Below are 21,001 nucleotides of genomic sequence, written 5' to 3' on the forward strand. Positions count from 1 at the left end.
ATTTCAGCATTTGCTTTTTTCTGCCGCCAAAATGTAATTTCTCCTAGACAATTGGTATTTTTTTGGCATTAATTCGCCCAGAGGAGACACAACCTATGCCTTCAGTGAAGACCGAGGAGCGTCACGACAACGCCAAAGGCCTGGATGTCATGCATCCGGCGCTTGCGCTTCGGCTGCTCGCATCCGGACAACAGGCGGCAGCAAAGGTCGTGGACGCCGCGATCGAGCAGATATCCGCCGCCGCGTCCATCGCTGCAGAAGCGCTCGCCTCCGGCAAGCGCCTCGCCTATGCCGGCGCTGGCAGCTCCGGCCTGATGGCCATGGCCGATGCGCTGGAACTTCCCGGCACCTACGGCATCCCCCAGGACCAGATCGTCATTCTGCTTGCAGGCGGTGTCGCCAGCCTCAGCGACCTTGCCGGCGGCTATGAAGACGACATGGATCTGGCCCGCGAAGATGTGCGCAATGCAGGCATCGCCGCGGGCGACTGTCTGGTTTCGGTGTCGGCCAGCGGCTCGACACCCTATGCGCTGGCCGCGGCCGACGAGGCGCGCAAGCTCGGCGCCAAGGTGATCGCCGTCGCCAACAATCCTGGTGCTGCCCTCTTCAAGGACGCCGATGTCGCCATCCTGCTGCAAACGCCGCCGGAAGTCGTTTCCGGCTCGACGCGCATGGGCGCCGGCACGGCGCAGAAGATCGCCTTCAACATGTTCTCGACGCTCGTCGGCATCCATCTCGGCCACGTGCTCGACGGCCATATGGTCAACCTGCGGGCCGACAACATCAAGCTGCACGGCCGCGCCGTGCGTATCGTCACCGACATTACCGGCGTCGGAGCGTCCGAGGCCGGCCGGCTGATCAATGCCGCATCCGGCTCGGTCAAGATCGCCATCCTGCTGGCGTCTGGCGCGAAGGACGTGGCGACGGCCGAGGCGGCGCTCAACCAGACCAAACAGAATCTGCGCCGGGCGATCGATATCGTTTCGGCCTGAGATAAACCTGGGATTCAAACCGCGCCAAAACGGCGCATATAAGAGGGAGAAGCTAAATGACCCGTACGACACTCAAGGGCCTGCTGCTCGCGTCGAGCATTCTCGGCTCGGCCGGCCTAGCCCACGCGGAGGACGTCACCCTGACGATCGAAAGCTGGCGCAACGACGACCTGGCGATCTGGCAGGAAAAGCTGATCCCGGCCTTTGAAGCCAAGAACCCGGGCATCAAGGTAAAGTTCGCCCCGATGGCGCCGACCGAATACAACGCGGCGCTGAACGCCAAGCTCGACGCCGGCTCCGCGGGCGACCTCATCACCTGCCGTCCGTTCGACGTCTCGCTCGAACTCTACAACAAGAAGCACCTTGCGGACCTGACCGCACTTGCGGGCATGGAGAACTTCTCGCCGGTCGCCAAGTCCGCCTGGACGACGGACGATGGCTCGGCCACGTTCTGCGTGCCGATGGCTTCGGTCATCCACGGCTTCATCTACAACAAGGACGCCTTCGACCAGCTCGGCATCCAGATCCCGACGACGGAAGCGGAATTCTTCGCGGCCCTCGACAAGATCAAGGCGGACGGCAACTACATCCCGATGGCGATGGGTACCAAGGACCTCTGGGAAGCCGCGACCATGGGCTACCAGAACATCGGCCCGACCTATTGGAAGGGTGAAGAAGGCCGCGCTGCGCTGATCAAGGGCGAGCAGAAGCTGACCGACGAGCCGTGGGTCGAGCCCTATCGCGTTCTCGCCAAGTGGAAGGACTATCTCGGCGACGGCTTCGAGGCCCAGACCTATCCGGACAGCCAAAATCTCTTCACGCTCGGCCGCGCCGCGATCTATCCGGCCGGCTCGTGGGAAATCGGCCTGTTCAACACCCAGGCACAGTTCAAGATGGGCGCCTTCCCGCCGCCGGTGAAGAATGCCGGCGACGCTTGCTACATCTCCGACCACAACGACATCGGCGTCGGCCTGAACGCCAAGAGCGCGCACGCCGAGCAAGCCAAGACTTTCCTTACCTGGGTCGCTTCGCCGGAATTCGCCGAGATTTATGCCAATTCGCTGCCGGGCTTCTTCAGCCTCAATTCGACCCCGGTGAAGATGAGCGATCCGCTCGCTCAGGAATTCGTTTCCTGGCGCGAAAAGTGCAAGCCGACGATCCGCTCGACCTACCAGATCCTGGCGCGCGGTACGCCGAGCCTCGAAAACGAGACCTGGGTCGAATCTGCAAACGTCATCAACGGCACGGATACGCCTGAGGTGGCCGCTGAAAAGCTGCAGAAGGGTCTCGACGGCTGGTACAAGCCGGCAAAGTAAGCGCAACTGGTTCCCTCCCCTTTCAAGGGGAGGGTCGGCCCTGCACCGCCGCGTCCTATCAGACGCGCAAAGGGCGCTGTAGCACTTTGAATTGCAGCATGTTTTTATCCTCAAATCGGATAGGATCTGAGGAAACATGCAGCAAGGGCCGGGCGGGGCGGTATTGCCCAAGGAGGCACTCCCCCAGCCGCAGCGTCATCGACCTCCCCTTGATGGGGAGGTCACCGACGCCGTCGTTTGCAAAAGAACGCGATAGCCTTAACCTTCGTCATGAGCCCGGATCGGGGCAGGCGTTATGCGGCAAGACCGGCCGTATCGCGTCGATGTGCATCATGGTGTCTTGGGGAACCGGTCGAACAAGCGGGTACGATCAATGAGCAACGCCACTTCACTGCAAGAGGGACAGCCGACCGTAAAACGGCCGAAACGCTGGCACATCCTCGTCTTTCTGCTGCCGGCCCTTCTGGTCTACACGACGGTCATGATCCTGCCGTTGATCGAGACGCTGCGTCTCTCGCTGTTCAACACGGTCGACGGCCAGCCGACCTTCGTCGGTCTCGCAAACTTCCAGGTGCTGTTCGGCGAAGAGCGTTGGGCGCACGATTTCTGGAACGCGCTGAAGAACAACGTCATCTTCTTCATCATTCACATGTGCGTACAGAACCCGATCGGCGTTGCGCTGGCGGCCATGCTGTCGATTCCGAAGCTGCGTTTCGTCACGTTCTACCGCACGGCGATCTTCCTGCCGACCCTGCTTTCCTTCGTCATCGTCGGCTTCATCTGGAAGCTGATCCTTTCGCCGATCTGGGGTGTTGCGCCCTGGATGCTCGATCTCGTCGGCCTGAAGTCGATGTTTGCGCCCTGGCTCGGCAAGCCGGGTTCGGCCCTGATCGCCGTGTCGCTGATCTCGGTCTGGCAATATGTCGGCATCCCGATGATGCTGATCTATGCCGCCCTGCTCAACATTCCCGATGAGGTGATCGAAGCTGCCGAATGCGACGGCGTCACCGGCTGGAGCCAGTTCTGGAAGATCAAGCTGCCGCTGATCCTGCCCGCGATCGGCATCATCTCGATCCTGACCTTCGTCGGCAACTTCAACGCCTTCGACCTGGTCTATACCGTGCAGGGGGCGCTTGCCGGTCCTGATGGCTCGACCGACATTCTCGGTACGTTGCTCTACCGCACGTTCTTCGGCTTCCAGTTGCAGCTCGGCGACCGCTCGATGGGCGCTACGATCGCGACGGTGATGTTCCTGATCATCCTCGCCGGCGTCTCGCTCTATCTCTTCGTCATCCAGCGCCGCATGCGCCGCTATCAGTTCTAAGGGAGGCCGAGATGCAAGCACGCCACTCCATTTTCCGCACCGGCTTCGTCCACATCGCGCTGATCGCCTATACGCTGATCTCGCTGTTTCCGGTGTTCCTGACGATCATCAACTCGTTCAAGGATCGCAACGCGATCTTCCGGGCGCCGTTGACGGTCCCAACGCCCGAGACCTTCAGCCTCATCGGCTACCAGACGGTGCTCGGCCAGGGCGATTTCGCGACCTACTTCCAGAACAGCTTCATCGTCACGGTCGTCGCGATCGCGCTGGTGCTGCTGTTCGGCGCCATGGCCGCGTTCGCACTTTCCGAGTATCGCTTCCGCGGCAACACGATGATGGGGCTCTATCTCGCGATCGGCATCATGATCCCGATCCGGCTCGGCACCGTCGCCATCCTTCAGGGCATGGTCGCGGCCAACCTCGTCAACACGCTGACAGCGCTGATCCTCGTCTATACGGCTCAAGGGTTGCCGCTCGCAGTGTTCATCCTGTCGGAGTTCATGCGCACGGTCTCCGATGACCTGAAGAATGCCGGCCGCATCGACGGGCTGTCGGAATACTCGATCTTCTTCCGCCTCGTTCTGCCGCTGATCCGGCCGGCGATGGCAACCGTTGCCGTGTTCACGATGATCCCGATCTGGAACGATCTGTGGTTCCCGCTGATCCTGGCACCGGCAGAAGCGACCAAGACGGTCACGCTCGGCTCGCAGATCTTCATCGGCCAGTTCGTCACCAACTGGAATGCCGTGCTTGCGGCCCTATCGCTCGCCATCCTTCCGGTTCTCGTCCTCTATGTCATTTTCTCGCGGCAGCTGATCCGCGGCATCACCGCAGGAGCAGTCAAGTGAGTTCATCCAGCAATCCGGTCCGGGTCCTCGTCGCGGGTCTCGGCAATATGGGGCGCAGCCATGCGCTCGCCTACCACAACAATCCCGGCTTCGAGATCGTCGGCCTGGTCAATCGCTCCAAGGTCGAGCTTCCAGAGGAACTGCGCGGCTACGAAATCCATCCGGATTTCAACACGGCCCTGGCGGAACTGAAGCCCGAGCTCTGCTCTGTCTGCACCTATTCCGACAGCCATGCCGACTATGCGGTCGCCGCCTTCGAAGCGGGCTGCGACGTGTTCGTGGAAAAGCCGCTGGCAACGACGGTCGCCGACGCCGAACGGGTCGTTGCGGCTGCCAGGAAGCATGGCCGCAAGCTGATCATCGGCTACATCCTGCGCCATCATCCGTCCTGGATCCGCCTGATTGCCGAAGCCCGCAAGCTCGGCGGCCCTTACGTCTTCCGCATGAACCTGAACCAGCAGTCGAGCGGTCCGACCTGGGAAACCCACAAGTCGCTGATGCAGACAACCCCGCCGATCGTCGACTGCGGCGTGCACTACGTCGACGTCATGTGCCAGATTACCGATGCCAAGCCGGTGGAAGTGCGCGGCATGGGCCTGCGCCTTTCCGACGAAATCGCTGCGGACATGTACAATTACGGCCATCTGCAGGTGATCTTCGAAGACGGATCGGCCGGCTGGTACGAAGCCGGCTGGGGTCCGATGATTTCGGAAACCGCCTTCTTCGTGAAGGACGTGATGTCGCCGAAGGGCTCCGTGTCGATCGTCATGGACCCGAACGCCAAGTCGGACGATATCGACACCCACACCAAGACATCGGTCATTCGCGTGCACACTGCGGAAACCGGCCCCAACGGCCGCTTTCTCAGGCCGGATGAAGACCTGACAATGGACGGAGAGCCGGGCCATCAGGAACTCTGCGATCGTGAACAGGCCTATGTGCTGAAGGCCATCCGCGAAGATATCAATCTCGACCGCCACATGAACGACGCCGTCCAGTCGCTGCGCATCTGCCTTGCGGCTGATGAGAGCGTGCGAACCGGCCAGCCGGTCAAACTTTAAGAGGGGCAACCAGGTGGGATCACTTCAACTCAAATCCATCCGCAAGGCCTACGGAAGCCATGAGGTTCTCAAGGGCATCGACCTGGAAGTGAAGGACGGCGAGTTCGTCATCTTCGTGGGTCCTTCCGGCTGCGGCAAGTCGACTTTGCTGCGCACCATCGCCGGCCTTGAGGACGCGACCTCCGGCAGCGTCCAGATCGACGGCGTCGAAGTCGGGCACGTGGCGCCCGCCAAGCGCGGCATCGCCATGGTGTTCCAGTCCTATGCGCTCTATCCGCACCTGACGGTGAAGGACAATATGGGCCTGGGCCTGAAGCAGGCCGGCAAGCCGAAGGCGGAAATTGAGAACAAGGTTGGCAAGGCCGCCAGCATGCTGTCGCTCGACCCTTACCTCGCTCGGCGCCCGGCGGAGCTTTCCGGCGGCCAGCGCCAGCGCGTCGCCATCGGCCGCGCCATCGTGCGCGAACCGAAGTTGTTCCTGTTCGACGAGCCCTTGTCGAACCTCGACGCGGCCTTGCGCGTCAACACCCGGCTCGAGATCGCCCGGCTGCATCGCAGCCTGAAGGCAACGATGATCTACGTGACCCACGACCAGGTCGAGGCCATGACGCTTGCCGACAAGATCGTGGTGCTGAACGCCGGCCAGATCGAGCAGATCGGCTCGCCGATGGATCTCTACAACCGGCCGGCCAATGTCTTCGTTGGCGGCTTCATCGGTTCGCCGCAGATGAACTTCGTCGACGGCGCCCGCCTCGGCGATGCGAGCGCCAAGACGATCGGCATCCGGCCTGAGCATATCGGCCTATCGCGCGAAAGCGGCGACTGGAAGGGCAAGGTCGTCCATGTCGAGCATCTGGGCGCCGACACGATTGTCTATATCGAGTCCGAGCAGGTCGGCCTGATCACAGTTCGGCTGTTCGGTGAACACCGCTACGCCCCTGATGATATCGTCTATGCGACGCCGATGGTCGGCAGCATGCACCGCTTCGGTGCCGACGACCGCGTCCTCGCCTGAGACGATAATCCGGCGACAAGGCTGGATCACACCTTAGTGATATCAAGCCGCCGTGGTGCCGAAAGCACTGCGGCGGCTGATTTTTTTGCTCGATTGGGCGCACTGCATCACGGTGTTGCACTGCGGCGCAAATTAACATACATTTGTGTTTGTATATTAGCGTTCCGGTATTTTCCCATCCCGATACTGGTCTTGCTTCCCTTCACTTCCGGACCGCGCAGCCCTGCGATACGCACTGGCTGCGCACGGTCACCGAATATGGACATCGCTATGCGCATGAACCGACCGACACTGGCCGCCGCCTTGGCAACCGTGATTCTCCTTTCCGGCTGCCAGAAACAAGAAGAACAGGCCGCTCCTGCCTTCCCGCCATCGGCCGTCGCTGTCTTTACGACCGCATCCGAGACGCTGCCGATCACCAATGAGCTGCCGGGCCGCATCACCGCGACGCGTGTCGCCGAAGTTCGCCCGCGCGTTTCCGGCATCGTCGTCGAACGCGTCTTCCAGCAGGGCACCAAGGTGAAGGAAGGTGACGTGCTCTACCGCATCGACCCTGCTCCCTTCCAGGTCCAGGTCGAGAAGGCCGAAGCGACCCTGCGCCGCGCCCAGGCCGTACATCTCCAGGCCGAGCAGAAGGCTGCCCGTCAGGAGGCCCTGAAGAAGGCCAATGTCGTCGCCGCCCAGCAGTTCGACGATGCAAACGGCCTGCTCGCTGCAGCAAACGCCGACGTCGCCATCGCCCAGGCGGGCCTGGCCGCAGCCAAGCTCGACCTGCAATACGCCAACGTGACCGCGCCGATCAGCGGCCAGATCGGCCGGGCCCTGATCACCGAGGGCGCGCTCGTCAGCGCCAACAGCTCGGAAAACCTCGCCACGATCCAGCAGCTCGATCCGCTCTATGCCGACTTTACCCAGTCGGCGACCGACCTCATCCGCCTGCGCAAGGCGCTTGAAGCCGGCCAGATGATGAGCGGTGACCAGGAGGCCGAGGTTCAACTGATCCTCGACGACGGCACGCCTTATGAACACAAGGGCAAGCTCCTGTTCTCGGAAGCGGCCGTCGACGCGACGACCGGCCAGGTGACGCTGCGCGGCGAGTTCCCCAATCCCGACGGCGACCTGCTGCCGGGCATGTATGTCCGCGTGCTGGTCCAGCAGGGTGTTGAGAAGGACGCGATCACCGTGCCGCAGCAGGCTGTCCAGCGCAACAATGCCGGCCAGTCGCAGGTCTATGTCGTGGCCGCCGACAAGAAGGTCGAGTTCCGCAACGTCACGCTCGGACGCACGGTCGGAACCCGCTGGCAGGTGACCTCCGGGCTGAAGCCCGGCGAAAAGGTCATCGTCGAAGGCTTCCAGAAGATCGGCCCCGGCGCGCCGGTGGAGCCGACCGACTGGGATCCGAATGCAAAGCCAGCGGCCGAAGCAGCCCAGACGACCGCGGCGACCGAAGCAAAGCCCGCTGAAGCCACAGAGTGAGTGCTGATTAATGCCTAGTTTTTTCATCGACAGGCCTATTTTTGCCTGGGTGGTGGCGATCTTCATCATGCTCGCCGGCATCATCGCGATACCGCTCTTGCCGGTATCGCAATATCCTGATGTTGCGCCGCCGCAGATCTCCATCAACACGAGCTACCCCGGCGCTTCGTCGCAGGACACCTATCAGAGCGTCACCCGTCTGATCGAAAACGAGCTGAACGGCGTTGAAGGCCTGCTCTATTTCGAATCGACTTCCAGCGCTTCCGGCTCGGTCGACATCAGCGCCACCTTTGCACCGGGCACCGATCCGGGACAGGCGGCCGTCGACATTCAGAACCGCGTTCGCCGCGTCGAACCGCGCCTGCCCGATTCGGTCAAGCGCCAGGGTGTGCAGGTCGACGAAGCCGGCTCCGGCTTCCTGATGATCGTCGCGCTCACCTCGACCGACGGCTCGATGGACGCCATCGGCCTCGGCGACTATCTCAGCCGCAACGTGCTGAACGAAGTCCAGCGCGTGCCCGGCGTCGGCCGTGCGCAGCTGTTTGCGACCGAACGCTCGATGCGCATCTGGCTCGATCCGGACAAGATGCTCGGCCTCAACCTGACGGCCGCCGACGTGACGAATGCCATCCAGGCCCAGAACGCCCAGATCGCATCCGGCTCGATCGGCGCACAGCCGAACCCGATCACGCAGCAGGTCAGTGCTCCTGTTGTCGTCAAGGGTCAGCTGTCGAGCGCCGAGGAATTCGGAGCGATCGTGCTTCGCGCCAATCAGGACGGCTCCTCCGTTCGTCTGCGCGACGTCGCCCGCGTCGAAATCGGTGGCGAAAGCTACGCGTTTTCGACCCGCCTGAACGGCAAGCCATCCGCGGCTATCGCCATACAGCTGTCGCCAAGCGGCAACGCGATGTCGACCTCGACGGCGATCAAGGAGCGCATGGACGAACTGTCGAAGTTCTTCCCTGATGGACTCGAATATTCGGTTCCCTACGACACTTCGCCGTTCGTTGCCGTCTCCATCGAGAAGGTGCTTTCGACGCTCGTCGAAGCGGTCGCGCTCGTCTTCATCGTGATGTTCCTGTTCCTGCAGAACATCCGCTACACCATCATCCCGACGCTCGTCGTGCCGGTCGCTCTCTTGGGCACCTGCGCGGTGATGCTGGCGATGGGCTTCTCGATCAACGTTCTGACCATGTTCGGCATGGTGCTGGCGATCGGTATCCTCGTCGACGATGCGATCATCGTCGTCGAGAACGTCGAACGCATCATGTCCGAAGAGGGGCTGACGCCGAAGGACGCCACCCGCAAGGCGATGAAGCAGATCACCGGCGCGGTCATCGGCATCACGCTGGTGCTGGCTTCCGTGTTCATCCCGATGGCCTTCTTCCCGGGCGCCGTCGGCGTGATCTATCGCCAGTTCTCGCTGACCATGGTCGTGTCGATCCTGTTCTCGGCGTTGCTCGCGCTGTCACTGACACCGGCGCTGTGCGCCAGCTTCCTGAAGCAGGTTCCGAAGGGCCACCATCACGCCAAGCGCGGCTTCTTCGGCTGGTTCAACCGCAGCTTCGACAAGACCTCGCACGGCTATAGCGGCATCGTGAAGCGCCTGGTCCACCGGACCGGTCGCTACATGATCGTCTACGTCGCCGTGCTCGCCGGCCTCGGCTGGCTGTTCATGAAGCTGCCATCGTCGTTCCTTCCGGACGAAGACCAGGGCTTTGTGATCGTCATGATGCAACTCCCCTCCGAGGCGACGGGCAACCGTACGACCGAGGTGGTGGAACAGGCCGAAAAAATCTTCGGCCAGGAGCCGGCTGTCGAACGCATCATCGCGATCAACGGCTTCTCCTTCTTCGGCACCGGACAGAACGCAGCGCTCGCCTTCGTGACGCTGAAGGACTGGAAGGAACGCGACGCCGACAACGCCGCTCAATCGATCGCAATGCGCGCAACCATGGCCATGAGCCAGATCAAGGATGCGATCAGCTTCGCGCTGTCGCCGCCGGCGATCCAGGGCCTCGGCACCACCGGGGGCTTCTCCTTCCGCCTGCAGGATCGCGGCGGCCTCGGCGAAGCGGCGCTATCCCAGGCCCGCGACCAGCTTCTCGGCCTTGCGGCTCAGAGCAAGATCGTCACCGGCGTACGCGTCGAAGGCATGCCCGATGCGGCTCAGGTCAGCGTGACCATCGACCGCGAAAAGGCCAATACCTTCGGCGTGACCTTCGCGGACATCAACTCGACGATCTCGACCAACCTTGGCTCGTCCTATGTCAACGACTTCCCGAATGCCGGCCGCATGCAGCGCGTGACGGTGCAGGCGGACGAGGGTCAGCGCATGCAGACGGCGGATCTGTTGAACCTCAACGTCCGCAACGCCAATGGCGGCATGGTCCCGCTCTCCGCCTTTGCGACGGTGGAGTGGGTCAAGGCCTCGACCCAGACGATCGGCTACAACGGCTACCCGTCGATACGCATCAGCGGTGAAGCGGCTCCGGGTTACTCCTCCGGTGACGCGATCAACGAAATGCAGCGGCTTGCGGGCGAACTGCCGGCAGGCTTCGGTTACGAATGGACCGGCCAATCCCTGCAGGAAATCCAGTCGGGTACCCAGGCGCCTCTGTTGATCGCGCTGTCGTGCCTGCTCGTCTTCCTGTGCCTCGCCGCGCTCTATGAGAGCTGGTCGATCCCGGTGGCGGTCATCATGGTGGTTCCGCTCGGCGTCATCGGTTCGGTGCTTGCAGTCACCATGCGCGACATGCCGAACGACGTGTACTTCAAGGTCGGCCTGATCGCGATCATCGGCCTGTCGGCGAAGAACGCCATCCTGATCATCGAGTTCGCCAAGGAACTGCGTGAGCAGGGCAAGTCGCTGATCGATGCGACGCTGGAGGCAGCGCACTTACGCTTCCGCCCGATCCTGATGACGTCGCTCGCCTTCACGCTCGGCGTTCTGCCGCTGGCGATTGCCACCGGCGCAAGCTCCGGCAGCCAGCGCGCCATCGGTACCGGCGTGATGGGTGGCATGATCTCGGCAACGGTGCTGGCGATCTTCTTCGTTCCGGTGTTCTTCGTGTTCGTCACGAAGCTGTTCGGACGCAAGAAGGTGGAAGCCACACCAACCGCAACCGAGACCCCGACACCCGCCGAGTAACACGACAATCGACGGCCCGCCTTCTCGGCGGGCCGTTCTGCAAGGAGGAATGAATGCGCCGAACGAAAGCCGATGCGGAGGCAACCCGGCAGAAGATCCTGAGTGCTGCCGAACGTGTGTTCTACGCAAAGGGTGTTTCAAACACGACACTGGAGGAAGTGGCCAAGGAGGCGGGCGTCACCCGCGGCGCCATCTACTGGCACTTCGCCAACAAGACCGATCTTTTCCTGGCCCTGCACGATGCCGTGCCGCTGCCGCAGGAAGACATGATTGCCCAGGAAATAGAGGCTGAAGCCGCCGATACGCTGGCGATCGTCGAGGACGCGATGGGCGCCTGGCTCGATACACTGGCCGCCGACGAGCAGCGCCAGCGCATTCTCACCATCATGCTGCGCACGAACTACGACGGGGACATGAGCGAGGTCCTGACCCGACACAAGGAGCTCGACGAGCACCACAATGCCCTGCTGGAACTGGCCTTTTCCCGTGCGCTTGCCAAAGGCTACATGCAGGACAGCTGGACGCCCACGTCGGCGACCCGTGCGCTTCACTGGGTGATGCTGGGTTTGTGCACCGAGTGGCTGCTCTTCGGTCGCCGCTTCGACATCGTCACCGAAGGGCGTGACGGGCTGAGGCGACTGTTCTCCAGCTTTCGCACGCCGTCCGCCACCCGTTCCGCGCTGCCCACGCTCAGCTGAAGACGACGGTCTTATGACCGTTGAGCATGACGCGCCGTTCCAGGTGCAGCTTGACGGCGCGAGCCAGCACGCGGCTCTCGATGTCGCGGCCGCTGGCGACGAAATCCTCTGCCGTCAGCGCATGGCTGACGCGCTCCGTCTCCTGTTCGATGATCGGTCCCTCGTCGAGATCCGAGGTGACGTAGTGGGCCGTGGCGCCGATCAGCTTGACGCCGCGCTCGTGCGCCTGATGATAGGGCTTGGCGCCCTTGAACGACGGCAGGAACGAGTGATGGATGTTGATGGCCTTGCCATAGAGGCGCTTCGACAGGTTGTCTGAAAAGACCTGCATGTACCGCGCCAGGACCACCAGATCGGCGCCGGCTTCCTGCGTGAGGCGCAGCAGCTTCTCCTCCTGCTCCGCCTTGTTGATCTTCGATACCGGCAAATGATGGTACGGAATTGCCTCGAGTTCTGCCGTTCGTCGGCTGTCCTCGTGATTGCAGACGATGGCTGCGACCTCTGCGTTCAGCCAGCCGACGCGGATCTGATAGAGCAGATGCAGAAGCGCATGATCGAACTTCGAGACGAGGATGATGATCTTCGGCTTGCGCGCGGCTTCCGTCAGCGTGATGCGCATCTGGAACCGGTCGACGGCCGGCCGTAGCGCCCGCTCGACATCGTCCCGTAGCATGCCATCAGGCGCCTGGAAGGCGATGCGCATGAAGAAGCTGTTGGTGTGCCGATCCCAGAACTGGCTGCTCTCGGCAATGTTGGCGCCAAGGCCGGCCAGCTCCGTCGTGACCGCGGCGACAATGCCCGGCTTGTCGTCACAGGACAGCACAAGGATGAATGTGTTGGTGGCCATGGTCTCCTCCGATCGGCGGCTCTGCCGGGCGCGTTTGCGCCCTCCCCAGACGCTGCCTAGGGGGAGACGAGGACGGCCGCAACAGCCGACGTGGCGGGCGGGCGCGGTTTCTATCATTGTGATACGCCGACAGGCAGAAGGCGGCCGTGGCGGCCGCCTTCTGCAAGAATAACTGCACCTGTCGATGCAAGGACGTTGATGGAATCCCTCAGGGGAACCTCAGTGCGCCTCGTCCCAGTTCATCGCGGCGCGGGCATCGACCTTGAGAGGTACCCGCATGTCGAGCGCCGGCATCGCGGCATTCTCCATCACCGACACGACGATCGGGATGGTCCGCTCAACCTCGGCATCCTCGACCTCGAAGATCAGTTCGTCGTGCACCTGCAGCAGCATGCGGGCGGAAAGCTTCGCCTCGCTTAGCGCCGGCTCGATCTTCACCATGGCACGGCGGATGATGTCCGCGGCGGAACCCTGGATCGGTGCGTTGATCGAGGCGCGCTCGTTGAACGCGCGATGCGAGGGGATCGACGAGCGAATGTCGGGATAATGCGCACGGCGACCAAAGATCGTTTCGACATAGCCATGCTCGCGGGCAAAAGCCTTGGTGTTTTCCATATAGTCGCGAATGCCGGGGAAGCGCTCAAAATACTTCTTGATGTAGTCGCCGGCCTCCGAGCGCTCGATCGACAGCTGGTTCGCCAGGCCAAAGGCGGAGATGCCGTAGATGATGCCGAAGTTGATGGCCTTAGCCCTTCTGCGGATTTCGCTCGGCATGCCGTCGACCGGCACGCCGAACATCTCCGAGGCCGTCATCGCGTGAATGTCGACGCCGTCGGCAAAGGCCTGGCGAAGCTGCGGGATATCGGCCACATGGGCAAGCACGCGCAGCTCGATCTGGCTGTAGTCGGCCGAAACCAGCTTATGGCCTGATGTGGCGATGAAGGCCGTGCGGATCTTGCGGCCTTCGGCGGTGCGCACCGGAATGTTCTGCAGGTTCGGGTCGGACGAGGACAGGCGTCCCGTCGTCGTCGCCGCCAGCGCATAGGAGGTATGAACGCGCTTGGTTTCCGGATGGACGAAACCCGGCAAGGCGTCCGTATAGGTCGACTTGAGCTTCGTCATCTGGCGCCAGTCGACGATCTTGCGCGGCAGCTCATGGCCCTCGGCCGCAAGATCCTCGAGCACCTGCGCCGATGTCGACCATTGGCCGGTCTTGGTCTTCGAACCACCGGGCAGCCCCATCTTGCCAAAGAGAATGTCACCGAGCTGCTTCGGTGAGCCGACGGTAAATGTTTCGCCGGCTAACTTGTAGATCTCGTCTTCGAGGGCGGCTGCACCCTGCGCCAGCTCGCCGGAGAGACGCGACAGGATCTGGCGGTCGATGGTGATGCCGCGCTCTTCCATGTGCGCCAGTACCGACACCAGCGGCCGCTCCAGCCGTTCATAGACCCGCACCAGACCCTTGGCTGCGAGCCGCGGCTTCAGCACGTGCCAGAGCCGCAGCGTGACGTCGGCATCCTCGGCGGCGTAGGCGGTGGCGCGGTCGATATCGACATAGTCGAAGGTCACCGACGACTTGCCGCTGCCGGTCATATCCTTGTAGGCGATCGGCTTGTGGCCGAGCCAACGCTCCGACAGCGCATCCATCCCGTGCGTGCCGTTGCCGGCATCGGCGACGTAGGACATCAGCATGGTATCGTCGAAGCTCTGGACGGTGATGCCGTGCCGCTTCATGACGAGATAATCGTATTTCAGGTTCTGGGCGACCTTCAGCACCGACGGATCTTCCAGCAACACCTTCAGCCGGCTCAGCGCCTCGCGCACCGGGATCTGGTTTTCGGCATGACCACCGCCAAGAAGATCGCCGACCCCTGTTTTATGGATCAACGGCACATAGGCGGCACGGATCACCGTTCCCGAGGGGTCCTTGGCATAGTCCGCAAGCGCGAGAGAAAAGCCAACGAGCTCAGCATGCATGGCATCGAGCGACGTCGTTTCGGTGTCGAAGGCGACGAGGCCCGCATCCTTCGCGTCGGCAATCCAGGCGTCGAGCGTCGGCAGATCGCGGATCGCGACATAACGCGAGTGGTCGATGGCAGCGCTGGCGAACAGGGCGGCGCGCGACTGCGCCAGCGCCTCTGGCGTCGCCTCGGTGACCCCGCCCGTGGAGACTGCCTGGTCCTTGGCCGCAGGCGCGACCTCTCCAGCACTCGACGGCGGCGGGGCAACCGCGGCCTTGTCGAGATCCGGTCCGCGCGCATCCGCGCCCCACTCGACCGGCACGGCAGCCGGCTCGACCGTGTCTGCGTCCGTGTCCGTGGCAGCGGCGACGCGACGGGTGAGCGTCGTGAATTCCATCGCCTTCAGGAAGGCGATGAGACGCGGCCCATCCTGGGGTTCGAGCTGAAAGTCTTCGAGAGGAACGTCGAGCGGCGTGTCGGTGCGCAGCGTCACCAGTTGTCGCGACAGCCGGGCAAGGTCGGCATTGGCGATGATGTTTTCGCGGCGCTTGGCCTGCTTGATCTCGCCTGCGCGCGCCAGCAGCGTATCGAGATCGCCGTATTCCTCCAGCAGTTGCGCTGCCGTCTTCGGACCGATGCCGGGAATGCCGGGCACATTGTCGGTCGAATCGCCGGTCATCGCCTGAAGGTCGATCATCTTTTCCGGCGGCACGCCCCATTTCTCGATCACTTCCGGAATCGAGATCTGCTTGTCCTTCATGCTGTCGTACATCGACACGTTCGGCGTCACGAGCTGCATCAGGTCCTTGTCGGAGGAGATGATGGTGACGCTGGCGCCGGCCTTTTCGGCAAGGCGCGTATAGGTCGCGATCAGGTCGTCGGCCTCGAACCCTTCCTTCTCGATGCAGGGCAGATTGAAGGCGCGCGTGGCGTGGCGGATCAGCCCGAACTGCGGGATGAGATCCTCCGGCGGAGCCGTCCTGTTGGCTTTGTAGAGGTCGTAGAGTTCGTTGCGGAACGTCTTCGAGGAATAGTCGAAAATGACGGCGACATGCGTCGGCGTGACGCCGACGGACGTGTCGCGCGCATCGGTGAGCAACTTCCACAGCATGTTGCAGAAACCGGACACCGCGTTGACCGGAAGGCCATCGGATTTGCGGTTGAGCGGCGGGATGGCGTGGAACGCCCGGAAGATGAATCCGGAGCCGTCGACGAGGAAGAGGTGATCACCGTTTTTCATGGGCAATGGATAGCGCGGGGTGAGCCAAACGTCCATTGCGGTTTTCCCGCCGGACACTACAATCTCCATTTGTCACAGAGGAGGCAATGATGCCGCATGACGCGCAATATGCCCTGAGGCAGTACCTTGTTCTTTCAGGGTTTGCCGGAGTCTGCTTCGTCATTTCCTGGCTCTTGGCGAGCGATCCGGCATTCCTTGTCGTCATCAAGACCATCTTTGCGCCTATCTATCTGCTTGCGACGACGGGGCTGGATACCCATTTCAGACGGGCGGACGCCGCGCCGTGGCCACGTTGGCAGAAGGTCGAATACACGATCGCTCGCGCCGCACTTTTCGCCGCCTTCATTGTCATCATGTGCATCGGACCGGATCAATCGGCCGGCAATGTAGCGAAATCGGCGTTGACGATTGCAATCGCGGTCGGCTCCGTCGAGGTCATTTTTGCCTTGCGGAACCGGCACTCGACGGGCGCTTGAGCAATGTCCGGCTTTCACAGAAACGTTACGCATTTGTAATGCGCGATTCATTGGCCCAATCCTTGAAAAGCCACATTTGAATCCTCAAATCCTAGTCAACGGCACCGAGTGATGCCGTCTTCTGGTGATTGGCCTGTCCCCCGCCCGCACCAGATGAGGACAAAGGCCTTATCCCCCTCTCCGGGCCTTTGTCCCGTTTTCAGAGAACCGCCACGGCGCCGCCTCCGCGCCGTGGCGGTTTCTCGTTGATCGGGTCAAGTCCTTGTCAAATCCTTGTGAGACAAGGCTTTCTCAAGTCCATCGCCTGCTTTGTAACTTGTCTTCACGCCGCTTCGAGCGTACCCATTGGAGCATGGCCTTCAATCGTATGGAATCTGCGACCTACCTGGCCAGTCTGCTGGCCAAAAGTTTCTCGCGTGCCCTTCAGGAGCGCGGTCAGAAGCTCGGCTTCGCGCCCGGGCAATTTCCCGTCCTGTTGGAACTATGGGCCGAGGAAGGCCTGACCCAGAAGCAGCTCCTCGACAAGCTCGATATCGAACAGGCGACCATGGCCAACACGCTGGCGCGGATGGAGCGGGATGGGCTCATCACCCGCCGCAAACATCCGCAGGACAAACGCTCGCAACAGATTTTCCTGACCGAAAGAGCGCGGGAGATCGAGGCGGCCGCCAAGGAGGCAGCGCTTGCTGCCGATCAGTCTTTGCTGTCCGGCCTGCGGCAGTTCGAGCGCGAACTCATGCTCGAATATATGCGCATGGCGCTTGCCCACGCCGCGCGCGAGGGCAGCGCCCCGTGACGGGACAGTGCGCCCTCTGATCGTTCCATCAAAAAATTTGGCTTAAACCCATCCCCTTGAGGCTCTAAACAACCTGAGCGGGTTCGTTCGGACACGCCAAAATCACTGCCGCCCGTTGAACGGCCGCATGATTTCGCCGCTGAAATCGATTCCGATTTGCGACGTCATGCAGTAGGTTCCGGCAAAACTTGAAGCAAGGATATGCATGATGGCAGATATCACCCCCATTCTCGAGCGCGCAGACGCAAACCTGCCGAAGAGCCTGGACAGGCTTTTCGACCTCGTGCGCATCAAGTCGATCTCGACCGATCCCGCCTTCAAGGCCGATTGCCGTAAGGCCGCCGAATGGCTGGTCGCCGAATTGAACGGTCTCGGTTTCACCGCCTCGATCCGCGACACCCCCGGGCATCCGATGGTCGTCGCCCACCACGCCGGCGCCACCGCCGATGCTCCGCACGTGCTATTCTACGGACATTATGACGTCCAGCCGGTCGATCCCTTGAACCTGTGGGATACCGACCCGTTCGAGCCCGGCCTCAAGGAGCTGGAGCCCGGTCGCAAGGTCATCACCGGCCGCGGCACCGCCGACGACAAGGGCCAGCTCTTGACCTTCGTCGAAGCAGCCCGCGCCTACAAGGAAGTGCACGGCTCGCTGCCCTGCCGCGTCACGATCCTGTTCGAAGGCGAGGAAGAGTCCGGCTCGCCGTCGCTAAAACCCTTCCTCGAAGCCAATGCGGCGGAACTCAAAGCCGACTATGCACTTGTCTGCGATACCAGCATGTGGGACCGGGACACGCCTGCAATCTCGGCGGGCTTGCGCGGTCTCGTCGGCGAGGAAGTCGTCATCAAGGCGGCCGACCGCGACCTGCATTCGGGCTATTTCGGCGGTGCTGCCGCCAACCCGATCCGCATCCTGACCGGCATCCTGGCCGGGCTTCATGACGAAGACAGCCGCGTGACGCTTGAAGGCTTCTACGAAGGTGTCGAGGAAACCCCTGATCAAATCAAGGCCGGATGGGAGACCCTCGGCCAGACGGCAGAAAAATTCCTCGGCGAGATCGGTCTGTCGATCCCGTCAGGTGAAAAGAACCGCTCTGTTCTGGAGCTGACCTGGGCCCGCCCCACGGCCGAGATCAACGGCATCACCGGCGGCTATACCGGCGAAGGCTTCAAGACGGTGATCGCCGCTGAGGCTTCCGCAAAGGTCTCGTTCCGTCTGGTCGGCAACCAGAACCCGGAAAAGATCCGCGAAGCTTTCCGCGCCTATGTGCGCTCGAAAGTGCCGGCGGATTGCACGGTCGAGTTCCATGCCCATGGCGGATCGCCGGCGATCCAGCTGCCTTACGATTCGAACCTGCTCAACACGGCAAAGCTCGCCCTTTCCGACGAATGGCCGAAGCCGGCCGTGGTCATCGGCATGGGCGGCTCGATCCCGATCGTCGGCGACTTCCAGAAGATGCTCGGCATGGAATCGCTGCTCGTCGGCTTCGGCCTTTCGGACGACCGCATCCATTCGCCCAACGAAAAATACGAGCTGCAGTCCTATCACAAGGGCATTCGTTCCTGGATCCGCATCCTGAACGCGCTTGCCGCCTGATATGAACAACGTCGTGGCGGGCATACCCGCCACGACGGTCAAGCGGCTTTCGAGATCATCACGACAAAGTCAGCGATCAGCGCTGCGAACACGCCGCTGCCGGTAACCACCACACCGATGAAGAAGATGCGGGTCGCCTGGTCATAGACCTTCGGCTGCAGCGAGCGCAGCTGCAAGAAGTCCCACAGTGCGTGCATCTGCAAAAGGATGCCGATCGCCAACAGGATGACGGCCGGAAGATCACCCATATTCCACGGCACCGGATTGGCCGCCCACTGGGTGAGAAAGCCCAGCGAAAACGACAGCACCACGCCGACGACCGTCACGGTTCCATTGCGGAAGACCGGCTCGATCGGCTTTTCCTTGTCGTTCTGCATCTACCCACCTCCGGTTTACCGTGTCGTCTTCGCGATTTCTTGACCAAACACGCACCTATGCAGGGGCATCGATCCTTGACCTGCCCGGTCTCAGGTGCTTCCCTTTTGCAAAACAAATCAGAATGGGAAATTGGATCATTGGCAAGTGTGAGGACCGAGACGTCGCGCTCCGGACGCGAAACTGTGACGAGCTGGAGCCGCGACCGCGGCTGCTTTCATGAACAGATGCGTCCCGAGATAGAAACGACGCCGTCTACAGGGCCTTCGGCCGGATTTGCTGCAGCGATCGCGACGCCGGTATGAGCAGGCTGCGCGCGTATTTCTGGCCCGTCGTCGGGCTGGCGGCGATCATTTTTTCGGTGCATGCGCTCTATCACGAGCTGAGCGGCCTCTCGCTGGACGACTTCCTCGCCAGCTTCACGGCGATTTCGCTGGAAAGCTGGTTTCTGGCGATCGGCGCAACGCTGGTCGCCTATGCGGCACTTGCCGGCTACGACAAACTGGCAATCGATCACCTCGGTCATCGTATTTCGCTGTGGTTCATTACCGTCTGCTCGTTCACCACCTATGCGCTCTCGCACAATCTTGGCGCCTCCGTCTTCTCGGGCGCTGTCGTGCGCTACCGGGCCTACCGATCGAAAGGGCTGACACCAGGCGAAGTCGGCGTGCTCGTTGCCTTCTGCTCGTTCACCTTTGCGCTCGGAACCCTGATGCTCTCGGCGATCGTGCTTCTGGTGAAACCGGAGATCATCGAACGGTTTGCCGAATTCCTGCCGGTCGAAATGTCGTTGACGACGGGCGTGCTGATCCTGATCGTGATCGCGCTCTATGTGATCGGAAGCCTCGTCGGCCTGCCGTCGATCCGCACGCGCTGGTTCCAACTGCACTATCCCAAGCCATCGATCGTGCTGCGGCAGTTGGTGATCGCGCCGGTCGAGCTGATCGGTGCGGCCGGGATCATCTATTTCGCCCTCCCGGAAGCCGGCAATCCGGGTTTCATCGTCGTTCTCGGGATCTTTCTGGCATCGTTCTCGGCAGCACTCTTGTCGCACGCGCCGGGCGGACTTGGCGTGCTGGAGCTGGTCTTCATCGCCGCCCTGCCGGAAATGGACCCGGCCGACGTGCTGGCGGCACTGGCGATCTTCCGTATCCTTTATCTCGTCATTCCATTCATCATGGCGCTCGCCGTGATCCTGGTGTTCGAACGGTCGCGGTTCCTCGCCGAGCGACGCGGACCTATTCAGTGAAGATCAAGAGGTAAGCGTCACGGCGCGTTGCAGACAGTCGGAAGGGCCGCCTCGAGCGGTCCCTTCACTTCCTTCAGGCGCGCGGCTTCGATCTGATAGGGCGTGAACGGCGGCACCTGCAGCGACGGATTGATGATGCGGGTCACATAGCAGCCGGCGAAGAAGCGTACACGCGAGCGTTTCTCGATCGACTTCACTGCGACCGGTACCGCCGAATAGATGCTGCCAGCACCTGCCTCGGTCTTCACCTTGCCGAGCTTTATTTCGACCGCAACGGTGCCCTCATAACCGCGCGTGAACGTCTTGTACCCGCCGACCGGTTTCGTCTCGCCGAAATAGCCGTAGGCGCGCGCATATTCCTTGCGATTGATGGCGTTGTAGAGCGAGCGTACGACAGCGGCACCATCCGAGCGGTCGTCGATATAGGCGACGTTGTCCTGCGCCAGAGCTTCGGAATTCACGGCAGCGAGCGTCGAAAACACCAGCGCGGCGGTGGACGAAAACTTCATGGCATTCCTCCTCATCGGCTTTCGGAGCAGCCAACCGAGCACAACATAAAGGCGAAGCCATAGCAGGATT

The 21,001-nt window shown here is 62.0% G+C and carries 17 protein-coding genes; 13 read left to right on the plus strand and 4 right to left on the minus strand.

The genetic code is table 11. The features are described from left to right. The first annotated feature begins 95 nt into the window (after positions 1 to 95). The 9 genes from ABIE33_RS21510 (at position 96) to ABIE33_RS21550 (ending at position 11,881) form a co-directional block, all read left to right on the plus strand. On the plus strand, positions 96 to 992 hold the full coding sequence (locus ABIE33_RS21510; protein WP_429129192.1) for an N-acetylmuramic acid 6-phosphate etherase: 897 nt from the start codon (positions 96 to 98) through the stop codon (positions 990 to 992). A 56-nt stretch (positions 993 to 1,048) separates the two neighbouring features. After that, complete coding sequence (locus ABIE33_RS21515) at positions 1,049 to 2,308, plus strand: ABC transporter substrate-binding protein (protein WP_429129194.1); 1,260 nt, start codon at positions 1,049 to 1,051, stop codon at positions 2,306 to 2,308. A 373-nt stretch (positions 2,309 to 2,681) separates the two neighbouring features. Further along, complete coding sequence (locus ABIE33_RS21520; RefSeq protein ID WP_429129197.1) at positions 2,682 to 3,632, plus strand: carbohydrate ABC transporter permease; 951 nt, start codon at positions 2,682 to 2,684, stop codon at positions 3,630 to 3,632. 11 nt (positions 3,633 to 3,643) lie between these two features. Next, positions 3,644 to 4,480 (plus strand): carbohydrate ABC transporter permease, encoded by an 837-nt coding sequence (locus ABIE33_RS21525; RefSeq protein WP_429129200.1) that lies wholly within the window; start codon positions 3,644 to 3,646, stop codon positions 4,478 to 4,480. Next, the gene (locus ABIE33_RS21530; protein WP_429129202.1) at positions 4,477 to 5,541 is read left to right on the plus strand and encodes a Gfo/Idh/MocA family protein; all 1,065 of its coding nucleotides are present in this window, start codon (positions 4,477 to 4,479) and stop codon (positions 5,539 to 5,541) included. The genes ABIE33_RS21525 and ABIE33_RS21530 overlap by 4 nt, the downstream gene beginning before the upstream one ends. 13 nt (positions 5,542 to 5,554) lie before the next feature. Further along, on the plus strand, positions 5,555 to 6,556 hold the full coding sequence (locus ABIE33_RS21535) for an ABC transporter ATP-binding protein (protein ID WP_429129205.1): 1,002 nt from the start codon (positions 5,555 to 5,557) through the stop codon (positions 6,554 to 6,556). Positions 6,557 to 6,814: 258 nt separating this feature from the next. Then, positions 6,815 to 8,032, plus strand: coding sequence for an efflux RND transporter periplasmic adaptor subunit (locus ABIE33_RS21540; protein WP_429129208.1), 1,218 nt, complete (start codon positions 6,815 to 6,817; stop codon positions 8,030 to 8,032). 10 nt (positions 8,033 to 8,042) lie between these two features. Next, entirely contained in the window at positions 8,043 to 11,183 is a 3,141-nt protein-coding gene (locus tag ABIE33_RS21545) for a multidrug efflux RND transporter permease subunit (RefSeq protein WP_429129210.1), read from the plus strand. Positions 11,184 to 11,236: 53 nt separating this feature from the next. Beyond that, a complete protein-coding gene (locus ABIE33_RS21550; protein ID WP_429129212.1) occupies positions 11,237 to 11,881 on the plus strand; it encodes a TetR family transcriptional regulator in 645 nt (214 codons plus the stop codon). On the opposite strand, the gene purU is transcribed toward ABIE33_RS21550, so the two are convergent. Both purU and polA read right to left on the minus strand, forming a co-directional pair. Further along, a complete protein-coding gene (gene purU / locus ABIE33_RS21555) occupies positions 11,874 to 12,728 on the minus strand; it encodes a formyltetrahydrofolate deformylase (RefSeq protein WP_429129215.1) in 855 nt (284 codons plus the stop codon). The genes ABIE33_RS21550 and purU overlap by 8 nt on opposite strands. A 219-nt stretch (positions 12,729 to 12,947) precedes the next feature. After that, on the minus strand, positions 12,948 to 15,929 hold the full coding sequence (gene polA, locus ABIE33_RS21560; RefSeq protein ID WP_429129385.1) for a DNA polymerase I: 2,982 nt from the start codon (positions 15,927 to 15,929) through the stop codon (positions 12,948 to 12,950). Between the two features lie 89 nt (positions 15,930 to 16,018). On the opposite strand from polA, the gene ABIE33_RS21565 reads away from it, so the two are divergent. The 3 genes from ABIE33_RS21565 to ABIE33_RS21575 all read left to right on the plus strand — a co-directional run bounded on the left by ABIE33_RS21565 (position 16,019) and on the right by ABIE33_RS21575 (position 18,798). After that, positions 16,019 to 16,405 (plus strand): hypothetical protein, encoded by a 387-nt coding sequence (locus ABIE33_RS21565; RefSeq protein WP_429129217.1) that lies wholly within the window; start codon positions 16,019 to 16,021, stop codon positions 16,403 to 16,405. A 352-nt stretch (positions 16,406 to 16,757) separates the two neighbouring features. Further along, on the plus strand, positions 16,758 to 17,201 hold the full coding sequence (locus ABIE33_RS21570) for a MarR family winged helix-turn-helix transcriptional regulator (protein ID WP_429129219.1): 444 nt from the start codon (positions 16,758 to 16,760) through the stop codon (positions 17,199 to 17,201). 205 nt (positions 17,202 to 17,406) lie between these two features. Then, entirely contained in the window at positions 17,407 to 18,798 is a 1,392-nt protein-coding gene (locus ABIE33_RS21575; RefSeq protein ID WP_429129222.1) for a M20/M25/M40 family metallo-hydrolase, read from the plus strand. Positions 18,799 to 18,836: 38 nt separating this feature from the next. Here ABIE33_RS21575 and ABIE33_RS21580 read toward each other — a convergent pair whose 3' ends face one another. Next, a complete protein-coding gene (locus ABIE33_RS21580) occupies positions 18,837 to 19,175 on the minus strand; it encodes a hypothetical protein (RefSeq protein WP_429129225.1) in 339 nt (112 codons plus the stop codon). 299 nt (positions 19,176 to 19,474) lie between these two features. Here ABIE33_RS21580 and ABIE33_RS21585 point away from each other — a divergent pair, with 299 nt between their 5' ends. Beyond that, positions 19,475 to 20,422 carry a lysylphosphatidylglycerol synthase transmembrane domain-containing protein gene (locus tag ABIE33_RS21585; RefSeq protein ID WP_429129227.1) on the plus strand — a complete coding sequence of 316 codons (948 nt, stop codon included), beginning with the start codon at positions 19,475 to 19,477 and terminating at the stop codon, positions 20,420 to 20,422. Between the two features lie 17 nt (positions 20,423 to 20,439). Here the strand turns inward: ABIE33_RS21585 and ABIE33_RS21590 are convergent, their stop codons facing one another. After that, the gene (locus ABIE33_RS21590; RefSeq protein ID WP_429129230.1) at positions 20,440 to 20,931 is read right to left on the minus strand and encodes a hypothetical protein; all 492 of its coding nucleotides are present in this window, start codon (positions 20,929 to 20,931) and stop codon (positions 20,440 to 20,442) included. Between the last annotated feature and the right edge of the window lie 70 nt (positions 20,932 to 21,001).

The sequence above is a fragment of the Ensifer sp. 4252 genome, from assembly GCF_050434565.1.
Lineage (GTDB): Bacteria > Pseudomonadota > Alphaproteobacteria > Rhizobiales > Rhizobiaceae > Ensifer.